This is a genomic window from Marinovum sp. 2_MG-2023, assembly GCF_030548265.1.
In the GTDB taxonomy this organism is placed as follows: Bacteria; Pseudomonadota; Alphaproteobacteria; order Rhodobacterales; family Rhodobacteraceae; genus Marinovum.
On sequence record NZ_JAUOSD010000001.1, the window covers coordinates 128,828 to 148,178 of the forward strand.

General features: G+C 60.9%; 17 protein-coding genes and 1 tRNA gene. 10 read left to right on the plus strand and 8 right to left on the minus strand.

The window, feature by feature from the left end; all coding sequences use genetic code 11:
• Nucleotides 1-60: 60 nt before the first annotated feature.
• The 4 genes from ttcA to rpmH all read right to left on the minus strand — a co-directional run bounded on the left by ttcA (nt 61) and on the right by rpmH (nt 1,814).
• Entirely contained in the window at nt 61-948 is an 888-nt protein-coding gene (gene ttcA, locus Q4577_RS00680; protein WP_303467222.1) for a tRNA 2-thiocytidine(32) synthetase TtcA, read from the minus strand.
• A 76-nt stretch (nt 949-1,024) separates the two neighbouring features.
• Nucleotides 1,025-1,246 carry a membrane protein insertion efficiency factor YidD gene (yidD, locus tag Q4577_RS00685; RefSeq protein WP_244685748.1) on the minus strand — a complete coding sequence of 74 codons (222 nt, stop codon included), beginning with the start codon at nt 1,244-1,246 and terminating at the stop codon, nt 1,025-1,027.
• Nucleotides 1,243-1,659, minus strand: coding sequence for a ribonuclease P protein component (gene rnpA / locus Q4577_RS00690; protein ID WP_303467476.1), 417 nt, complete (start codon nt 1,657-1,659; stop codon nt 1,243-1,245). The genes yidD and rnpA overlap by 4 nt, the downstream gene beginning before the upstream one ends.
• Nucleotides 1,660-1,679: 20 nt before the next feature.
• Complete coding sequence (gene rpmH, locus Q4577_RS00695; protein WP_244685751.1) at nt 1,680-1,814, minus strand: 50S ribosomal protein L34; 135 nt, start codon at nt 1,812-1,814, stop codon at nt 1,680-1,682.
• A 320-nt stretch (nt 1,815-2,134) separates the two neighbouring features.
• On the opposite strand from rpmH, the gene Q4577_RS00700 reads away from it, so the two are divergent.
• The 4 genes from Q4577_RS00700 to Q4577_RS00715 all read left to right on the plus strand — a co-directional run bounded on the left by Q4577_RS00700 (nt 2,135) and on the right by Q4577_RS00715 (nt 5,950).
• Complete coding sequence (locus tag Q4577_RS00700; protein ID WP_244685753.1) at nt 2,135-2,875, plus strand: TVP38/TMEM64 family protein; 741 nt, start codon at nt 2,135-2,137, stop codon at nt 2,873-2,875.
• Nucleotides 2,876-2,878: 3 nt separating this feature from the next.
• Complete coding sequence (locus Q4577_RS00705) at nt 2,879-4,297, plus strand: NAD(P)/FAD-dependent oxidoreductase (RefSeq protein WP_303467212.1); 1,419 nt, start codon at nt 2,879-2,881, stop codon at nt 4,295-4,297.
• 28 nt (nt 4,298-4,325) lie between these two features.
• Entirely contained in the window at nt 4,326-5,705 is a 1,380-nt protein-coding gene (locus Q4577_RS00710) for a HAMP domain-containing sensor histidine kinase (protein ID WP_244685755.1), read from the plus strand.
• Between the two features lie 168 nt (nt 5,706-5,873).
• Nucleotides 5,874-5,950, plus strand: a tRNA-Arg gene (locus tag Q4577_RS00715).
• Between the two features lie 233 nt (nt 5,951-6,183).
• Here the strand turns inward: Q4577_RS00715 and Q4577_RS00720 are convergent.
• Nucleotides 6,184-9,918: a caspase family protein gene (locus Q4577_RS00720; protein WP_303467210.1), complete on the minus strand. Its 3,735-nt coding sequence runs from the start codon at nt 9,916-9,918 to the stop codon at nt 6,184-6,186.
• 362 nt (nt 9,919-10,280) lie between these two features.
• Between Q4577_RS00720 and Q4577_RS00725 the strand changes: the two genes are divergently transcribed.
• Nucleotides 10,281-10,925 (plus strand): hypothetical protein, encoded by a 645-nt coding sequence (locus Q4577_RS00725; RefSeq protein ID WP_303467208.1) that lies wholly within the window; start codon nt 10,281-10,283, stop codon nt 10,923-10,925.
• Nucleotides 10,926-11,026: 101 nt separating this feature from the next.
• Here Q4577_RS00725 and Q4577_RS00730 read toward each other — a convergent pair whose 3' ends face one another.
• Complete coding sequence (locus Q4577_RS00730; RefSeq protein ID WP_303467207.1) at nt 11,027-11,368, minus strand: antifreeze protein; 342 nt, start codon at nt 11,366-11,368, stop codon at nt 11,027-11,029.
• Between the two features lie 251 nt (nt 11,369-11,619).
• The gene (locus tag Q4577_RS00735; RefSeq protein WP_303467206.1) at nt 11,620-12,192 is read right to left on the minus strand and encodes a TlpA disulfide reductase family protein; all 573 of its coding nucleotides are present in this window, start codon (nt 12,190-12,192) and stop codon (nt 11,620-11,622) included.
• On the opposite strand from Q4577_RS00735, the gene argH reads away from it, so the two are divergent.
• The 5 genes from argH (at nt 12,191) to Q4577_RS00760 (ending at nt 18,113) form a co-directional block, all read left to right on the plus strand.
• Nucleotides 12,191-13,582: an argininosuccinate lyase gene (argH, locus tag Q4577_RS00740; protein ID WP_303467205.1), complete on the plus strand. Its 1,392-nt coding sequence runs from the start codon at nt 12,191-12,193 to the stop codon at nt 13,580-13,582. The two genes, Q4577_RS00735 and argH, sit on opposite strands and share 2 nt — an antisense overlap.
• The gene (locus Q4577_RS00745; protein ID WP_244685784.1) at nt 13,579-13,731 is read left to right on the plus strand and encodes an argininosuccinate lyase; all 153 of its coding nucleotides are present in this window, start codon (nt 13,579-13,581) and stop codon (nt 13,729-13,731) included. Before argH ends, Q4577_RS00745 begins: the two co-directional genes overlap by 4 nt.
• Nucleotides 13,732-13,743: 12 nt before the next feature.
• A complete protein-coding gene (locus tag Q4577_RS00750; protein WP_244686346.1) occupies nt 13,744-14,061 on the plus strand; it encodes a DUF2834 domain-containing protein in 318 nt (105 codons plus the stop codon).
• 79 nt (nt 14,062-14,140) lie between these two features.
• Nucleotides 14,141-15,406 carry a diaminopimelate decarboxylase gene (lysA, locus tag Q4577_RS00755; RefSeq protein ID WP_244685786.1) on the plus strand — a complete coding sequence of 422 codons (1,266 nt, stop codon included), beginning with the start codon at nt 14,141-14,143 and terminating at the stop codon, nt 15,404-15,406.
• Nucleotides 15,407-15,446: 40 nt separating this feature from the next.
• Nucleotides 15,447-18,113: a TIGR02302 family protein gene (locus tag Q4577_RS00760; RefSeq protein WP_303467473.1), complete on the plus strand. Its 2,667-nt coding sequence runs from the start codon at nt 15,447-15,449 to the stop codon at nt 18,111-18,113.
• A gap of 197 nt (nt 18,114-18,310) precedes the next feature.
• On the opposite strand, the gene Q4577_RS00765 is transcribed toward Q4577_RS00760, so the two are convergent.
• Nucleotides 18,311-19,312 carry a zinc-ribbon domain-containing protein gene (locus Q4577_RS00765; protein ID WP_303467204.1) on the minus strand — a complete coding sequence of 334 codons (1,002 nt, stop codon included), beginning with the start codon at nt 19,310-19,312 and terminating at the stop codon, nt 18,311-18,313.
• Nucleotides 19,313-19,351: the final 39 nt, after the last annotated feature.

A 19,351-nucleotide genomic window follows, 5' to 3' on the forward strand; every position in this document is an offset into this window, starting at 1 on the left:
GTTTCCGTCTGAGAAAAAGGATCACAAACGCAACCTAGACGCTTGTAGATCACTCAGACGTTAACGCAGCTGCGGGACCTCATCAGTCTTTGTGTCGAATTGTTCGGATTTTCGCATCAAGCCGGCGAAATCAAACAGATTCGGGTCCAGAAGATGCGAGGGCCGGGCATTCATCAATGCGCGGAACATCACCTGCCGGCGGCCGGGGCTGTTCTTTTCCCAGCCATCCAGAATCTGTTTGACCTGTTGGCGTTGCAACCCGTCCTGGCTGCCGCACAGATCGCAGGGAATGATCGGGTATGCCATCGCACGGGCAAATTTCTCGCAATCGGCCTCGGCCACGAATGCCAGCGGACGATAGACAAAAAGATCGCCCTCTTCATTGACCAGTTTCGGCGGCATTGTCGCCAATCGGCCACCGTGAAACAGGTTCATGAAAAAGGTTTCAAGAATATCGTCGCGGTGATGGCCAAGCACAACCGCAGAGCAGCCTTCTTCGCGGGCAACACGATAAAGGTTGCCGCGTCGCAAGCGGGAACATAATGCGCAGAATGTTCGCCCCTGCGGCACCTTGTCGACGACAATCGAATAGGTATCCTGATACTCGATCCGATGCGGCACCGACATCTTCTGCAAGAATTCCGGCAGGACGGTGGCCGGGAACCCCGGTTGGCCCTGATCCAGATTGCAGGCCAGAATGTCGACCGGCAAGAGACCGCGCCACTGCAATTCGTACAGGACCGCCAAGAGCGTATAGCTGTCTTTGCCACCGGACAGGCACACCAGCCACTTTGGCCGTTTGCCATCTTTGTCACTGGGTTCGACCATGGCAAAATGTTCCACGGCCTCGCGCGTTTGGCGCACAATACGCTTGCGCAGCTTTTTGAACTCCGTTGTGGACGGAGCATTTGCAAACAGCGGGTGAATTTCGTCGGAATGGTCCAGCATGGGGCGGGTTTAGGCGGCTTCAGCTGGGCTGGCAAGCATAACAAGGGGCTCTGGCATTGCCGGGTCTCAATCGTGGTTAATCCGGGACATTGTCAATGCCGCCACGCCCCCAGGGGTGACAGCGCAGAATGCGCCGCAGCGCAAGCCAGCCTCCGCGCAATCCACCGTGTTTTTCCAAGGCTTCCATCGCATAGGCCGAACAGGTGGGGTGATACCGGCAATTGTGCCCGACCCAGGGCGAAAACAGCAGGCGATAGAGCCGCACCGGAAGCGCCAGAACCCAGGCCAGCGGGCTCATTTGCCGCCATGCACCTTGCGCAGGGCATAGCGTAGATCGCTTTGCAGGTCCTGGAAATCCCGGCTTCCGGTGGCACCGGCCTTGCCGATCAGGACATAATCCCAGCCCGGTTTGCCCAATTGCGGAAGCATCAGGCGCGCGATTTCGCGCAACCGGCGTTTGGCGCGGTTGCGGGCGACGGCATTGCCGACCTTCTTGGAACAGGTATAGCCGACGCCGATCACAGGATCGTCGTCCCGGCGATCGCGGGCCTGAATCAGAAAGCCACCGGTGCCCTGACGCCGCGCGCGGGCCGCAGCCAGAAACTGCGCGCGTTTTGCCAGAACCCGCAGGTCCGCAGACGACAAAACCGCCGGATCAGGACAACCCGGCGTGGCATCGCTGCCAGTTTCGGGGGCCTCCGGCGGTGTCATCATGATAAAATCGTGAGAGCTTATGCGCTCAGCGACTTGCGGCCACGTGCGCGACGGGCATTAATGATCTTGCGACCGGCTTTGGTGGCCATACGCGAACGGAAACCGTGGCGCCGTTTGCGCACGAGGTTCGAGGGTTGGTAGGTGCGTTTCATCGCTCCGTCTCCGAATTCTGGGCCACATACGAATAGGCAGAGTGCATTTGCACGCGGAATCGCGCAGGCCGGTAATTTGAAGCCCGTGCTATAGGGGGGCTTTGCACCCAAGTCAAACACTGTCAGCACCCATTTGCCCGAGACTGCAATATTTTTTGCCGTGGCATGGCGCGGAATGTTTCAGAATCGTCATATCCGGGCGGAAAACCAAGGTTTCCCATCACCAAGGATCAAGCGGGTGTGATCTTGCTGTTTCGACACTGGTGCAGAGCCCATGTTTTGGCCAGACACAAGAACATCAGCCCCCGGAAACAAAGAAAATGACAGATATGACCTCCTCGCATTCCTCGCCCAAGCCGGGCATGGCCCGACATTTGCCGCTCATCGCGATTCTTTTGGTGGCGGTCATCGGGTTTTTCACCCTGCGGGACTATCTGACGTTTGACACGTTGCGCGACAATCGCGAGCTTTTGTTGGGCTGGCGTGACAGTCACTTTGCCCTGGTCGCGCTGGCCTTTGTCGGCATCTATGTGGCGATTGTGGCGTTTTCCTTGCCCGGTGCGGCGGTGGCCTCTGTCACGGGCGGGTTCTTGTTTGGCCTGGCGGCGGGATCGGCGTTCAATGTGCTGGCGGCCACCATTGGCGCCACTTTGATCTTTCTCGCGGCGCGATGGGGGGTGGGCGCGTCTTTGACGGCAAAGCTTGAAACCTCCGAAGGGGCAGTGGCCCGGATCAAGGATGGCTTGCGCGACAATGAAATCAGCGTCCTGCTGTTGCTGCGTCTGGTGCCGGCGGTGCCGTTCTTTGTCGCCAATCTGGTGCCGGCGCTGGTTGGGGTGAAATTCCGCAACTTTGTCTGGACCACCGCCGTGGGCATCATTCCCGGCGCGATTGTCTTTACCTCGATCGGTGTGGGTCTGGGCGCGGTGTTTGACCGCGGCGAGAGCCCCGATCTCAGCCTGTTGTGGGAACCGCAAATTCTGGGGCCCTTGCTTGGCCTGTCTGTGCTGGCCGCCCTGCCCATTATTATCAAAGCCGTGCGCGGCAAGAAAGAGATCTGACCCATGCAAAAGATCAAAACAGATATTCTGGTCATTGGCGCGGGGGCTGGCGGGCTGTCGGTTGCGGCGGGCGCGGTTCAGATGGGGGCAGATGTCACCCTTCTGGAAGGTCACAAGATGGGCGGTGATTGCCTGAACTTTGGGTGCGTGCCGTCCAAGGCGCTTATTGCCAGCGGCAAGGCCGCCTATGGCCAGGCCCATGCCAGCCAATATGGCGTTGCCGATGCCGTGCCACAGGTCGATTACGCCGCGGCCAAGGATCATGTGGCCGATGTGATTGCCCAGATCGAGCCGGTCGATTCGCAAGACCGGTTCGAAGATCTGGGCGTGCGGGTGATCCGCGAGTTTGGCAAATTCATCTCCGCGACCGAGGTGCAGGCCGGCGATCATCTGATCACCGCGCGCCGGATCGTGATTGCCACCGGGTCTTCGCCTTTGGTGCCGCCGATTCCGGGGTTGGACAAGGTGCCGTATGAGACCAATGAAACCCTGTTCAATCTGCGGGAGCGGCCGGATCACCTTATGATCATTGGCGGCGGGCCGATTGGCATGGAGATGGCGCAGGCGCATCGCCGATTGGGCTGTGCCGTGACGGTGATAGAAGGCCAGAAGGCCCTGGGCAAGGATGACCCGGAAATGGCCGCCATTGTGCTGGACCAATTGCGTGCCGAGGGAATCGAGATTGCCGAAGACGCGCTTGCGGCTGAAATCCGTGGACAGGTCGGCGCGATCGAGGTCGAGACCAAGGATGGCCGCGTTTTCAAAGGCTCGCATCTGCTTGTGGCGGTCGGGCGCAAATCCAACACCGACAGCCTGGATCTGGACAAGGCCGGGATCGAAACCATCCGGACCGGGATCAAGGTCGACGCCAGCCTGAAAACCACAAATCCAAAGGTCTATGCCATTGGCGACGTGGCGGGGGGGCTGCAATTCACCCATGTCGCGGGCTATCACGCGGGGATCATCATCCGCTCGGCGCTGTTTGGTCTGCCGGCCAAGACCAGCACCGCGCATATCCCCTGGGCAACCTATACCGCGCCGGAACTGGCGCAGGTCGGGCTTACAGAGGCACAGGCGCGCGAGGCGCATGGTGACACGCTGGAGGTGGTGCGATTCCACTTTGAACACAATGACCGGCTGATTGCGGAACGCAAAACTGCGGGTCTGATAAAGGTCATGGTGTTAAAGGGCCGTCCCGTTGGCGTGTCGATTGCCGGCCATCAGGCGGGAGAGCTGATCAATCTTTGGTCGCTGGTCATCGCAAACAAGCTGAAAATGAAACATGTTGCCGCGATGGTTTCGCCTTATCCCACCATTGGTGAAATCAACAAACGCGCAGCGGGGGCCTATTTCTCTCCCAGATTGTTTGATAACCCGATGGTCAAGCGCGTCGTCAGGTTTGTTCAGCGCTGGCTGCCCTGATCGGGGCATGTATCGGTAGGGGCCACATATGCTCAATTCGCTGTCGGGGCGTTTCCTGATCCTTACAACGGTCTTCGTCATGTTGGCGGAGGTGCTGGTTTTTGTTCCGTCGGTGGCGCGCTATCGCGAGGATTATTTGCTGGGTCATCTGGAAAGGGCCCAGATCGCATCCTTGTCGCTTTTGGCCAACGACGTGATTGATATGGACCTGGAAGAGGAACTGCTGCGCAATGCCGGGGTCTATAACGTCGTGCTGCGCCGTAACGAGGCGCGCCAGCTGATCCTGTCGTCCCCGATGCCGGGACCAATTGATGCAACCTTTGATCTGCGCGATGCTTCGGCGTTGACGCTGATTCTGGACGCACAGCGCCGACTGTTGGACCCAACACCGCGGATCATTCGGGTGATCGGTAACCCGTTGCGGGATGCCGGGTTGCTGATCGAGGTGTCGATGGACACCGCGCCGCTGCGCATGGCGATGATCGACTATGGCCTGCGGATCCTGTTCCTGTCGGCGGTGATCTCGATTGCGACGGCGTTTCTGTTGTTCCTGGCGGTGCGGGTGTTTCTGGTCAAACCGATCAAGCGGGTTGTCGGCCAGATGGCGGCCTATGCCGCCGCGCCAGAGGATGGCCGCCGGATCATCCAGCCCTCTGCCGGGGTGCGCGAGTTGCGCGAAGCCGAGGAGGCGCTGAAATCGCTGGAAACCGAGCTGACCCAGTCGCTGAAACAAAAAGAACGTTTGGCGCAATTGGGCGGGGCGGTGGCCCGTATCAGCCATGATTTGCGCAACATCCTGACCTCGGCGCAATTGTTCGCGGACCGGATTGAAATGTCCGAAGATCCTGGCGTCAAACGGCTGGCGCCGAAACTAGTGAAATCCATCACCCGCGCGGTGACGCTCTGCGAAAATACCCTGGCTTTTGGCCGCGCAGAGGAACCAACACCGGAGCTGTCACCAATCCCGCTGGCGGAATTGGTCAGCGACGTGGTGGAAAGCGAGCGTCTGGCCATTGGCGAATATGACCTCAGCTTTTCCGAGGATGTCCCCGCCACGCTGCAACTGCGGTCTGACAGTGAACAATTGTTCCGCGTGCTGTCCAATCTGGTGCGCAATGCACGCCAGGCGATCATGGCGACCGGCAAGGGCGGCGAAATCAACATCTGTGGCGAGGAATATGAAGACGTCTGGTTGATTCGGGTCACCGACACCGGCCCCGGCCTGCCACCCCGCGCCAAAGAGCATCTGTTCAAGGCGTTTCAGGGTGGTGTGCGCAAGGGTGGCAGCGGGCTGGGGTTGGCGATCGCCGCAGAGCTGATCCGCGGCCATGGCGGCACGATGGAGCTGAAACGCAGCGACGACACCGGTACGGTTTTTGAAATCTGCCTGCCGCGCAGCGATATCTAGACCTGCCGCGGCGATATCTAAACCGCCGTGCAGCGCGTTCCGAAACGGCTGTGCAGCCATTCTGGAACCGCCGCGCGGCGCTATTTTGAACTGTCGTGCAAAGAATTGTAAAAACTGCCACTTTCGCTCTTGCAAAGGTTCCGAACCTGACTTAAACCCCGCCTCCACGGACCGATAGCTCAGCTGGATAGAGTACCTGACTACGAATCAGGGGGTCGGGGGTTCGAATCCTCCTCGGTCCGCCACTCACCCAAGATTAGCCGCATGATGACCCCGATGTTGTCTGGCCTCTTGCGTGATCGGCGTTCAAACCTAATGTTTTGATTTCGCGTGAAATGCCCCCGGCAATTCACGCCGCTGTTGTTCCGGGGCGATGCGGGGCGCAGGCAACTCCGCTGCCTTTGTGGGTCGGCATTCTGGCCTTGGCCAGTGCCCGCGATTGCCAGAATTCCCAGCGGATCATCAAATGCACCAAGTCTCAGTCCCGGGTCTGGAACCGCGCCGCTTCTGCTTTTTGCAAAGAGGTTTCGGCAAGACGCAAAGGCACGTCAAATTCCAGGGCGCGAAAGGTGTCGAGGCTTCTTTGACAATAGGGTAATGCGCGTTCCGCCAGCGCGGGATCCTTGGCAAGCAACGATTGTTCGATCAACGCGTCGCATAACGTGCCCTGAACAAACGGCACGATATGGTCGTCAGACAATGTGTGGGCCAGTGCCAGTGCGCGTTCGGCGTGGTCAATGGCCACGGTCAGGGCGGCGCTGTCCGCTGATATGCGATGCGCCAGAACAAGCGCGTAGGCCGCAGAGTTCAGCGCGCTGGCCTGTGCTGCGCTATCCTGTGCGGTGCCTGCTGCAATCTCGCGGTAAAGGTCAGCAGCGGCGCGCAAAACCGGGCTGTCGCCAAGGGTTTCGCCAAGGGTGAAGGTCGCGGCGGCCAGCGCGGACCGTGCATCAGCCTCCAGCGCGGGTCTGTTGTCCCATTGTGCGGGGGCGGCAACCGCGCCATTGGCCAGCACAAGCGCCATCGCGCTTTCGAAATGCGCGACCGCCGCGTCCAGAACATCGACAGTTGGATCAAGCCGGTGAATATCCTGAAGGGCATAGCCGAGATTGAGCTGAACAAAGAATTGCCGCTCATCCGACAGGGCGCCGGGATCATTCAAGACCATCTGATAGGTCTGCGACGCGGCTTTGTAGGTCGCAATTTCATTGGTCAAATACCCGGTGTCATGCAGCATTCTTGCCGCGTCGAATTGCGCGGTCAACGCGTCATCTGGCAGCTTTGCGATGGTGTAGAACGCGGCAGATTTTTGAAAATCCTGCGCCGCCAGATTCAATCCTGTGACGTCTTCGTGGTGGAGCGCAATTGTGTTGCGCATCACGGCGGCGTTGTAATGCAGATCGGCAAGATGGGCGGCGCTTGTGTCGTCCGGGGCCATGTCGCGGGCGCGCAGGTAATCGGCCAATGCGGCCTCGTAATCGGCGATGTCATTGCTGCGCAGGGCAATTTCATGCCGCAGCCGACCGCGCTCCATCAGCGATTGCAGCGCATCGGACGCGCGCCCATGGGTGCCATAAATCGCTTCTGCGGCCGTGAACCGGTCCACCGCTTGATGCAGCACGGCAAGATCATCGGTCAGAAGGCCAAGCTCGAACTGCGCCAGACCGATATTGAACTGCGCCACCGCATCATCGGCAGAGCGGACAGCCACCGATTTCTGGAATTTATGATACCATTCCAGCGCGGTTTCATAGGCTTGTGGGTCGCTGCTATCCAGCCCCCGGCGATGGTGCAGCCGTGCGAGGCTGTTCTCGAACGACTGAATTTGGCTTTCCAAGGCCAGGTTGGACGATTGCGACCGCCAGGCCTGACCAAAGCTGACTACCTGCATCAGGTCGTCGGTGTTGAATTGGTCGGCGTTCTGAAACACCACGTCCAGAAGCGCATCATAGGCGGTGGAAAACCGAACCGGATCGGTTTCAGGCGATATGGCGGTCAGCGCCTCGGAATAGTCGGCAAAGGCCAGCGCGGCGGCGTCGGAAATCCCCCGTCCGGCGCGGCGCATATGCAGATTGCCCCGGTTGGTCACGGTCAGGGCAAAGGACGAAAAATCGCTGTTTGCCTTGTGCATTTTTGCGGCAACCCCATAAAGGTCGATCGCCCGTTGTTCGTTGTTCTCGGTCTCTGTTGTTGTCGCGAGATTGGCGGAAATCACCGCCTCAAGCCCGAGGATCTGGGCGAGATCTTCGAACCGTTGTGTGCCGCCGCTGGCCGTCAGCAGGGTCTTCAGCTTGTTCAGCGCGGCGTCGGTCTCTGGCGTGTCCCGGCCAAAGGTGGTGATTGTCCGGTCGAAGTCCTTGATCAGCACCTCCAGTTCGCTGTCGGGGTCGACAAAGGATTTGGCGGCCTTCAATTGCGCTTCGGCCTCTTGAAAGTCGCTGACCGCTTTGGTTTCAACCGCGTGATAGAATATCAGCCCGGCAAGATCATGGCGGGTCATCCCGGCTTCACGAGGGTCCGTGAGACCGTTTAAATCTATCGACCGTTGGTAATTGGTTTTCGCTTGTTCAAAGTCGGCTTCATCGGAGGTTTTGCGAAAATTGATCGCCGCCGCATGGCCGAGGTATTTGAGAAACCGCGCCTTTTGGGGATCGCTCCACAGCACCGACGGCGTTTCGATTTCCTGACGCGCCGCCGTCTGCATGTGTGACAGGGCCCCGTCGAGGCCAATTTTGTCGTGGGCATCAAAAAGCTCTGAGAGTTGGCGACGACGATAATCAAACGCCACATCGCTGTCCCAGTCTTTGACCAATCGGAACGCGGTTTCGTAATCCTGCGCCGCTGCGGCATAGCTGCTGAGCAGCCGCTTTGTCCGGGCGCTTTTGGCAAAGACATCGGCATCTTCCAGAATGCGGTCTTTCAACGCCGCGATTTGTGTGTCGCGGGTCTGGCGCAGGTCCGACACCCGCGCCTTTGCCTGATCGCGGAATCGGTTGGCAGCGTTCAACGCGCCTTCCAGTTCGGCGGCATCCGCCAGTTTGGTCAGCCGCTGGATTTCCGGGTCCGGGTTGTCAAGCGACGCGGCGCGGTCCTGTTGATTGGCAAAGTCATCCAGCCGTGCCCGCAATTTCGCCTCGACCACCGAAGGCGGGGCCGTGGCGGGAATGCCGGCGGCGCGCATCACCGCATAGACCACATCCATGGGCGCGCCCTGATCCACGGCAAGCCGTTCCACCGTGGCCCTTTGGCCATCGGACAGCCCGGCGATATGAACCAGAAGCCCGCGGCGTTCTTCGGTGACGGCGGCGGTATCGGCATCCCGGATTTCGCTGGTCCCGCCAAAAAACAACTGCCGTCGCAGGCTTTGGTTGATCCATGGGCGTTGGTGCCCCTTGGTTTTCAAATAGACTTCTTCGCTGACGATGCTCATCACGGTCGAGAAATTCGCGCCATTTGCTGCCCCCAGGTGACGCAAGAGCGCCTCGGCATAGGGGCTGTTGGCCCCCGGCATACCATCCAGCGCCGCCTGTCCCGGTTCCGCGGCAAAGCCGACCATGGCCACCAGATTTTCCACCCCGGCTGGCCCGCTGGCGTTCAATGCCCGCGCGCCACGGGCATCCGGGCCGGGGCGGGCAGGCGGCGACAAACCCACAGCGGACACCGCGACCGGCTGGGGTTGACCCGGAAGGGGCAATCGCAAATCTTCTGGAAAAGGATTGGTGCGACAGGCATCCAACAGGATCACCGCAACCGGCACATTTTCCCGCAACTGGCTGATAAAGGCATTCATCGCCACCAATCCGCCAATGTCGCTGGCGATCGCTTCGGTTGCGGCATCGACGGGCACCAGAAAATTCTCGCCGCCGGCCTCTATGCCGTGACCGGCATAATAGAGCAGGGCGACATCGGCCTCTTGCGCGTCGTCGATGAAGTTTTCCAAATCCCGGCGCAGCCGACGGGCGTCGCGATCAATCGACAGATAGGTTTCAAACCCCAGTTGATCGAGCAGATCCTCGACCGCCTCGGCATCGTTTTCCGGGTTGGCCAGCGGGTCAAGGTGTTCATAATCGCCATTGCCAATCACCAGCGCGATCCCGCGCAGCGGCTCGCGTGCAGACGCGGGTAAGCTCAGGCACAGATGCAGGAAGGCCGCCAATACCAGCGCCACCGCCGGCCGCCAGCGGAATAGCCCCGGCAGGGCGATGGGTACCACGTTGCATATGCGGTCAACGGGGCGCAGCGGGGCTGCTTGGCCGATAGCACGTGTGGCGCTGTCGGGGGCAGCTATGTGAAGGGGTAATGGCATCACGCACCAAACCTATCCCATGTAATGAGATAGCTTAGTGACGTAGGGGCATCTGGGCAAGTGTGCCCCGGTGAAGGGGGCGTGCAAGCTTTTGTGAGCCGCGCGAGAGGTATTTGCCCATGGTGCATTGTCTGCGGGCTGGACCCGGCGGCGTCGGGCCGGGCAAATCCGAGCAGGCCACAAAAAACGGCAGCCTCTGTGAAGCTGCCGTTCTATCTGACCGAAGCCAAAATCCGAAAGGTTATTTACCTGTCGGCGGAGTGGTTTTCTTGGCCGTTGTCGATGTGGCGGCGGGTCGACGTGTCCGCGTTCTGCGGCTGGGGGTCGCCGGTTTTGCACCCGCTGCGGGGGGCGTTGCCGTTTTGGACGTCGAGGTCGTGGCTGCCGACGCTGTTGCGGCCGGTTTGGCTGCGGGCTTGGGTGCGGCTTTGGGGGCCGTGTCCGTGGCAGCCTTTGTTGTGGTGTTTGCGGTGGTGTTTGCGGTGGTTTTCGCAACTGGCGCGGCGGTTGGCGCTGCGGCCGGTTTTGGCGCGGCGACAGCGGCAGGGGACGCCGCCGGCGTGGGCGCGGCTTTTTCGACAGGCTTTGCAACCGGTGCAGGTGTCGCCGCCGGAGTGGCCGTCTTGGCGACGGGCGCCGTTGCGGGTTTTTCCGCGGCTTTCGCTGCCGGGGCGGCGGCGGTTTTCGCCACAGGCGCCGGTTTCTTGGCTGCGGGTTTGGCGACAGGTTTGGCCGCGGGGGTCGCTGTTTTCGCGACCGGTTTCGCCGCCGGCGCCTTGGCTGGGGCTTTGGTCGCGGTTTTGACCGGGGCGCTGGCAGGCGCTTTGGCGGTGACGTTCGCCGGTGCTGTCACGGCAAATCGGGTCGGCGAAAACATGGCCGCCTGTTCGATCGCCGAGGTCATCAGAACCTGAGCGAGGCGCATGTTGTTGTTCAGCGACTGATTGGCCAGCTTCATGCAGGCGGCAGAGATTTCGAATTGTTTGACAAGCAGATTCATCGTTATTTTCCTGTTCTAACGAGAAATAGTAAACATCGCGCCGGGGCCCGAGGGGCCGCTGTTTTGCAGGCGCGTGTGATTTGATCCGACAACATCGGCCAGGGGGGCGATCCAGGCCTGGGTCACCTGATCGGCGCGTTGACCATCCTGAAGCGCGCGGATGGCCGCGATATTCGCTTTGAAAAATGCCATCGGCTTTTCCGTGATCATGCGCTGGTCTTCGTCATCCGCCACCGACCAACCCCCGAACATTCCGAGGCTGCGGTAGGTGATGACGTTTTGCGCCTGTGCGGACAAAGATCCGACGTCGAGACAAGTTTTCCAAGTCTCCAGCGCGTGTTGCAGAGAGACACGCATGGCGATTTTCCTTTTGCTGCCCATGACACCGATACCAAGTGCCCTGGGCGATTCCCCGGTTTTGCCTAAATCCGCCAAACGGTTGGCGTGACTGGATCAGGCCGGGTCCACCGGTCTGGCATCATTTATAGCAGATTTTTCTGCAGATGCAGCGCGGCAATGCTGCGCTGCGGCAAAAATGGGTGAATTGTTGCCGATTGGCACGGTCAGAGGAAATCGCAATGCTGAAAAAAGTGGCCCTTGCGGGTGGTTCACCCGGCAATGATCGCGGTCAAAATGGCCTTGGCGCTCTCGCTGTCCCATTCGGCATCGCCGGTCAGACGGGCGATTTCCTGGCCTTCGCGGTTCAGGATCACCGTGGTGGGCAGGCCAAGAACCGCCATGTTTCTGGCAATGGCCTGTTTCGGGTCGCGGTGCAGCGGCAGATTGTCGATGCCGATCTTGTCAAAGAAACGCGTCATCGCCGGTGCAGGATTATGCCCGGTCGCCAATGTGACCACTTCGAAATCATCGCCGCCCAGTTCGCTCTGCAAGGCCGACAGCATCGGCATTTCCTTGCGGCAGGGTCCGCACCAGGTCGCCCAGAAATTCAGCAGGACGATCTTGCCGTGGTAATCGGTCAGGCTGAGCGGCGCGCCGTCGAAATCGGTGAAATCGGTGACCGCAACATCCACCGGAGTGGGGTGCAGAACCAGTTTTTTCATGTCGCCGGTGCGCAGATTTTCCAGCGCGGCGACGTCAGCAGCATTTGCGCTTGCCCCCAAGCCCATATACAGAGCACCCCCAACAATCAGTGCATTTAATCCGCGGCGGGTGAACTTCATGTCAGACAAATCCTCAAACCAGATGTGGGGCGGCCGCTTTGCCGCTGGACCCGATGCGATCATGGAGGCGATCAATGCCTCGATCGGATATGACCAGCGGATGGCAGCCCAAGATATCGAAGGGTCGCGCGCCCATGCAGCGATGCTGGCCGCACAGGGTATCATTGACGGTAAAGATGCAGAGACAATTCGGGAAGGCCTTCTCACGATCTTGTCAGAGATCGAGGCCGGAGAATTCGCGTTTTCGACCGCGCTGGAGGACATTCACATGAATGTCGAGGCGCGACTGAAAGAAGTGATTGGCGAACCTGCTGGACGGCTGCACACCGGGCGGTCGCGCAACGACCAGGTCGCCACCGATTTCAAACTTTGGGTGCGCGATCAGCTCGACGCCGTGGACCAGGCGCTCGGCGCGCTCTTGCAAGCGCTTCTCGCGCAGGCCGAGGCCGGGGCAGATTGGGTGATGCCGGGCTTTACCCACTTGCAGGTGGCGCAGCCGGTGACATGGGGGCATCACATGATGGCCTATGTCGAAATGTTTGCCCGCGACCGTTCGCGCATTCGCGACGCGCGGAACCGGATGAATGAAAGCCCGCTTGGCGCCGCGGCGCTGGCTGGCACCTCTTTTCCGATTGACCGCGATGCGACGGCAAAGGCGCTGGGCTTTGACCGGCCTGCGGCCAATTCGCTGGATGCGGTCAGCGACCGGGATTTCGCGCTGGAATTCCTGGGTGCGGCCTCGATTTGTGCCATGCATCTTAGCCGGATGGCCGAAGAGCTGGTGATCTGGTCCTCTGCTCAATTCCGCTTTGTGGCGCTGTCGGATCGGTTTTCCACCGGTTCGTCGATCATGCCGCAGAAAAAGAACCCCGATGCGGCGGAACTGATCCGCGCCAAGATCGGGCGGATTTTCGGGGCAAATGTGGCGCTGATGACCGTGATGAAGGGCCTGCCGCTGGCCTATTCCAAGGACATGCAGGAAGACAAGGAACAGGTCTTCGACGCCGCTGACAACCTGATGCTGGCCTTGGCCGCGATGGAGGGCATGGTCAAGGATATGACCGCCAATCGCGAAAGTCTTGAGGCTGCTGCAGCCACCGGGTTTTCCACCGCCACGGACCTGGCTGATTGGCTGGTGCGGGTGTTGGGCATGCCGTTCCGGGATGCGCATCATGTGACGGGCGCCTTGGTTGGCATGGCCGAGGTCAAGGGCTGTGACCTGCCGGATCTGTCACTGGAGGATATGCAATCGGTGCATAAGGCCATCACCGATGATGTGTTTGCCGTTCTGGGCGTGCATAATTCTGTGGCGTCGCGGACCTCTTATGGCGGGACTGCCCCTGTGCGGGTGCGCGAACAGGTGGCCCGCTGGAAGGAAGCTTTGGCATGATGCGGGTTCTGGTTTTGATTGGAGCGCTGGCCGCGCTGGGCGCTTGTGGTGTCGATGGCGCGCCAGAACGTCCAAAGGATGACGGCCCCGTGTCCATATCGGTGACAGGCACGGCCTCGGTCGGTGTGACCGGCGGTTCCGCGGGCTAGCAGATGCGCGGGATCTCTCCTTTGCGCTGGATCTATCTGGCGCTGGCGGTCTGGGGCGCGGTGCATCCGATGCTGTACCTTGGTCAGTGGGGTGTTGCGCATGGGTTCGATCTGGGCGGGTTGACGGCGGCCTGGACCGTCAATGCCGCCACAACCGGTCTGGCCTGGGATCTGCTGATTGCGGCGGTTGCCCTGACGGTCTGGTGTCTGGCCGAAGTCGCGGTGCGGCGCAATTGGATCGCGCTTCTGGCGATTCCTGCCACCTTTTTGATTGGGGTTTCTTGCGGATTGCCGCTCTATCTGTTTCTGAGAACGGCGCCCGTGAAATAGGGTTCGGATTCGGGGCTCTGCCCCGGACCCCGGGATATTTTTGAACAGAAGAAGCCCAAGTGGCGTTCGGAGGCTGAGATTGGATCATTTTCTCTATCGTGACGGCGCATTGTTTGCCGAAGATGTGCCGGTGGCGGATATCGCGGCCGAGGTTGGCACGCCGTTCTATCTCTATTCAACGGCGACGTTGCTGCGCCATTTTCGGCTGTTTGATGAGGCTTTGGACGGTCTGCCACATCTGGTGTGTTACGCGATGAAGGCGGCGTCCAATCAGGCGATCCTGAAGACCCTGGCCGCAGCCGGGGCGGGCATGGATGTGGTGTCGGGCGGCGAATATGCCCGGGCGCGGGCAGCGGGTGTGCCGGGCGAGCGCATCGTATTTTCCGGTGTCGGCAAGACCCATGAGGAGATCCGGACCGCTCTGACCGGCGGGATTCGCCAGTTCAACGTCGAGAGCGAGCCTGAAATGGCGGTGATTTCCGAGGTTGCCACATCTTTGGGCGTTGAGGCGCCGATCACCGTGCGGGTCAACCCGGATGTCGACGCCAAGACCCATGCCAAGATTGCGACCGGCAAGTCAGAGAACAAGTTCGGCATTCCGATCAGCCGCGCCCGCGAGGTCTATGCCCATGCTGCATCCCTGCCGGGGATCAAGGTGATTGGCATCGACGTGCATATCGGCAGCCAGCTGACCGATCTGGCGCCGTTCCGGCTGGCCTATCAAAAGGTGGCTGAGCTGACCGAGACGCTGCGCGCCGATGGCCATGACATCCAGCGGCTGGATCTCGGCGGGGGGCTTGGCATTCCGTATACCCGCTCGAACGAGGCCCCGCCGCTGCCGGTGGAATATGGCGCGATGATCAAGGATACATTGGGGCATCTGGGCTGTGAGGTCGAGATCGAGCCGGGGCGGTTGATTGCCGGCAACGCCGGTATTCTGGTGTCCAAGGTGATCTATGTGAAACAGGGTGAAGATCGCCAGTTTCTGATCCTGGACGGGGCGATGAACGATTTGATTCGCCCGGCGATGTATGAAGCCTGGCACGATATCGTTCCGGTGATCGAGCCGGAGCCGGGTGTCGAGCAAACAGCGTTCGACATTGTCGGTCCTGTCTGTGAGTCCGGTGATACATTTGCCAAGGGCCGGATGATGCCGCCGCTTGTGGCCGGTGATCTGGTGGCATTTCGCTCTGCCGGGGCCTATGGCGCGGTGATGGCCAGTGAATACAACACACGCCCCCTGATCCCCGAGGTTCTGGTCCGGGATGATAAATTTGCTGTCATCCGGGCGCGTCCGACCTTTGACGAAATGATAAATCGGGATAGCATTCCCGAGTGGCTCTAGCGTTATGGTGCGCCGGGGCTGGTAAAATCGGAGTGATGCCATCCCTCAGTCGCGCTATCTTCAGTCCCTACGTCATATTCGCGGTGCTCTGACGCTCACCCATCTCGGCCTTTTGGCGGAGCGGGTGACGCGGGCGTTCTGGCCCTTCTGGTCTGTGGCTTTGGTGGCATTGGCGCTGTTGATGCTGGGCATACAGGACCTGGTGTCCACTGCCATGGTCTGGGTTCTGATCGTAGGGTTTGCCCTGGCCGGGGTGATCTGTCTTGGTTTTGGACTGCGGCGCTTTCGTTGGCCCAGCCGGGAAGAGGCGGTCCTCCGGCTGGATGACAAGCTGCCGGGGCGACCCCTGCAAAGTCTGCGTGATGCTCAGGTCATTGGCGGCGGGGATGCCGCATCGGTTGCCGTCTGGCAGGCGCATCAGGCGCGGATGGCGCGGCGTGCGGCCCAAGCGCGGGCGGTACCGCCGGACCTGCGGGTGTCGCAACGCGACCCCTTTGCCCTGCGGTATGTGGCGGTGCTGGGGTTGGCGGTGGCGCTGTTGTTCGGATCGTTTTGGAAAGTGTCGTCTGTGGCGGCAATTGCGCCGGGCGCTGCGGCGCTGGCAGGCGGGCCGACATGGGAAGGGTGGATTGAACCACCGGCCTATACCGGATTGCCCTCGCTGTATTTGGCGGATCAGCAGGCGCAGAAGCTGGATGTCGCCGAGGGCAGCCGCATTACACTGCGGCTTTATGGTGAAACAGGGGCTTTGACCGTAACAGAGACCCTGTCGGGGCGCACCATTGCCTCGTCACAGGACGGTACAGACGCGACAACACCTGACGCCGCTGATGTATCGCAAAGTTTTCAGGTGGTCCAAGGCGGGACATTGACCATTGAGGGCCCCGGCGGGCGCAGCTGGGACGTGACCCTGATCGAAGATGCCGCGCCCAGCGTTCAGGTGACCGAAGAGATGACCAGCGCCGCGCGCGGCGAGATGTCTTTGCCCTTTGCGGCCAGCGACGATTTTGGCGTGCGCTCGGGCGAGGCAGTGATTTCCCTGAACTTGCCGGCGGTGGATCGCCGCTATGGTCTGGCCCGCGACCCGGAGCCGCGGGATTCCGTGGTTGTGCCACTGCCGCTGCCGATCGCCGGATCACGGGCAGAGTTCCGCGAAACCCTGATCGAAGATTTCTCGCAACATGCCTGGGCCAATCTGCCGGTGACCATCGAATTGCGGGTCATGGATGACCTCGATCAGGTCAGCGCGCCCGAAATGCTGACCCTGCCATTGCCCGGTCGTCGCTTCTTTGACCCGTTTGCAGCGGCCATCATTGATCAGCGCCGCGCCCTGTTGTGGTCACGCGAAAATGCCGGGGATGTCGCGACGATTCTGCGGGCGGTGACACATCGGCCTGACGAACTTTTCCGCTCTGCGGTGCCATATCTGCGGATGCGCACGATCCAGCGGCAGCTTGAGACCTATGCCGAGGCGGGCCTGACAGAGGCCCAGCGCGACGAATTGGCGGCGGCGATGTGGGATCTTGCGGTTTTGTTGGAAGATGGCGACCTGTCGGATGCGCTGGAACGATTGCGGCGGGCACAGGAACGCCTGTCTGAGGCGATGAAAAACGGCGCTTCGGATCAGGAAATCGCAGAATTGATGCAGGAGCTGCGCGACGCCACCCAGGATTATCTGCGGCAGTTGGCCCAGGAACAGCGCCAAAACGGCGAAGATGGGCAAGACACCGCGCAAAACCCCGACGACATGATGCAGATGACGCAGGACGACCTGCAAGCGATGATGGACCGGATCCAGGAGCTTATGGAGCAGGGCCGCATGGCCGAGGCCGAACAGGCGATGCGCGAGTTGCAGGAATTGCTGGAAAACATGCAAGTTACCCAGGGCCAGCCGGGTCAGGGCCAGCAATCGCCGGGGCAACAGGCGATGGATGATCTGGCCGAAACCCTGCGCGAACAACAGGGGTTGTCGGATCAGGCCTTCCGTGACCTGCAAGAACAGTTCAACCCCGGTGCCAATCAGGGTCAGAGCCAAGGCAATGAAGGCCGCGATGGCGGTATGGGCCAGGGCCAGCAGCATCAACAACAGGGCCAAGGTCAGGGGCAGGGACAGAACTCTGGCCAGAATCCCGGTCAGAGCCAAGGCCAGCAAGACGGCGGTCAATCCGGTGAACAGCAGGGGCAGTCCGGTCAACAATCTGGTCAAAACCCCGGTCAAGGTGGGCTTGCCGACCGGCAAGAGGCCCTGCGCCGTGAGTTGGAGCGCCAGCGTGGCAGCCTGCCGGGGCAAGGCAGTGAAGCGGGCCAACGGGCCGATCAGGCGCTGCGCGACGCGGAACGGGCCATGGACGGTGCCGAACAGGCGCTGCGCGGCAATGATCTGGCAGAGGCGCTCGACAAACAGGCCGAAGCGATGGAGGCCCTGCGCGAAGGCATGCGCAATCTGGGAGAGGCTATGGCCGAGGAACAGCGCCAACAGGGCGGGCAGGGCGATACCGCCGGTGCGCGCGAGGGGGAGCAGCGGGATCCATTGGGCCGCAATCCCGGCAATTCAGGCACCATCAACAGCAACGAAGATCTGTTGCAGGGCGAAGATGTCTATCGCCGGGCCCGTGAGCTGCTCGACGAAATTCGGCGCCGCTCCGGTGATGGCGACCGCCCGGAAATCGAACGCAACTATCTGGAACGGTTGCTCGACCGGTTCTGACAATCACAAATGATCGGCGCAAATGCACCCCGGCAGGTCCGGGGGAGAGGCATTGGAACTGGTGCGGGGCCAGAGCATTTGGCCGATGCCGCACAGCGTATCGCGCCTGAAGCCTGTCGATCTGGCATCCCCTGCCGTTGTCTGAAACCGGCGACATTGGCGCGCAGGCTGATCGGGGCGCAATGTATGGTCGGGGATTATTCCGTCGGGGTGGCGCTTTCTGCGCTCATCCCGTCAAGCCATTGCAACCCGGCCAGAACCTTTTGATCCAGCCAGCCGCGCAGCCCATCAACCCAGTCAACATAAGACACCAGCGTCGGTGCCATACCGGGCACTTTGGTGGCAATGACATCGGCATAGACATAGGCAAGAACGGCCAACGTCATGCTGAGAAGCACCAACATCAATCCGCGCCGGAAACTGCTGCGGGCGTGGCGGGTTGGCTCTGCGGCGATTTTTTCGCTGATTTCACTGTGTCGCGGTTGATCGGTCGACCGCAGGGTGGAATTGATTTCTTCGATATCTGGAAGCAATTCCCGACGCGAGCTGGTGGCAGCCGCGGCAGCCATCGCCGGGGCCGCCAGATTCGGGCCGCGTGGGCGTGCGGCGGGGCCGGGCACGCCTTTGGCGCGGATATCGCCGCGGCGCACGGATCCGCCCATATCGTCAAGGCCAAGGTCCGGCTGGCTCTCTACGGCACCCATTTCTGCGGCGCGCACACGGGTTTCACGTGCGGCCTCTTCGCGCAGAACGCTTGCAATGTCAGGGTCCAATTGTCGCGGTTCAAGATTGGGCTGAAGCGCGGGGTTGGGCGGCGGTGAGGCGGGGCCGTCTTCGTCGTCCAGTTCATCGTCCAGAGCGGGATCGGCCATTTCGGGGGTGGAGGGCGCAGGGGTGGCGCGCATGTCGTCTCCTGCCACATCGGCGGCAGGGTCCTGCTGCGGTTCCGCTGCCGCATCATGGTTAATGTCGGGCTGACGCTCCGGCATGTCTTCCGGGCCATCGGCGGGCGCGCCAACGGGGTCATCATCTGGCCCGCGATCGTGCGCAGGCGCGATTTCCTCTGGGTCCTCGACACCGGCGGGCGGTTGAAACCAGGTATTGCCACAGCTCGAACATTGCACATCCCGGCCTTCCGGCGGGATGACATCGTCGGGGACTTCGTAATGGGCATCGCAATTCGGGCAAATCAGCCGCATTTTACTCACCAATTTCTCACCTCACCTCAGCTTTGCACC

Bases quoted from the DNA above. Each gene is read 5' to 3' on its own strand.
- ttcA (WP_303467222.1), bottom strand. From the start codon at position 948: ATGCTGGACCATTCCGACGAAATTCACCCGCTGTTTGCAAATGCTCCG.
- yidD (WP_244685748.1), bottom strand. From the start codon at position 1,246: ATGAGCCCGCTGGCCTGGGTTCTGGCGCTTCCGGTGCGGCTCTATCGC.
- rnpA (WP_303467476.1), bottom strand. From the start codon at position 1,659: ATGACACCGCCGGAGGCCCCCGAAACTGGCAGCGATGCCACGCCGGGT.
- rpmH (WP_244685751.1), bottom strand. From the start codon at position 1,814: ATGAAACGCACCTACCAACCCTCGAACCTCGTGCGCAAACGGCGCCAC.
- Q4577_RS00700 (WP_244685753.1), top strand. From the start codon at position 2,135: ATGACAGATATGACCTCCTCGCATTCCTCGCCCAAGCCGGGCATGGCC.
- Q4577_RS00705 (WP_303467212.1), top strand. From the start codon at position 2,879: ATGCAAAAGATCAAAACAGATATTCTGGTCATTGGCGCGGGGGCTGGC.
- Q4577_RS00710 (WP_244685755.1), top strand. From the start codon at position 4,326: ATGCTCAATTCGCTGTCGGGGCGTTTCCTGATCCTTACAACGGTCTTC.
- Q4577_RS00730 (WP_303467207.1), bottom strand. From the start codon at position 11,368: ATGCGTGTCTCTCTGCAACACGCGCTGGAGACTTGGAAAACTTGTCTC.
- argH (WP_303467205.1), top strand. From the start codon at position 12,191: ATGTCAGACAAATCCTCAAACCAGATGTGGGGCGGCCGCTTTGCCGCT.
- Q4577_RS00735 (WP_303467206.1), bottom strand. From the start codon at position 12,192: ATGAAGTTCACCCGCCGCGGATTAAATGCACTGATTGTTGGGGGTGCT.
- Q4577_RS00745 (WP_244685784.1), top strand. From the start codon at position 13,579: ATGATGCGGGTTCTGGTTTTGATTGGAGCGCTGGCCGCGCTGGGCGCT.
- Q4577_RS00765 (WP_303467204.1), bottom strand. From the start codon at position 19,312: ATGCGGCTGATTTGCCCGAATTGCGATGCCCATTACGAAGTCCCCGAC.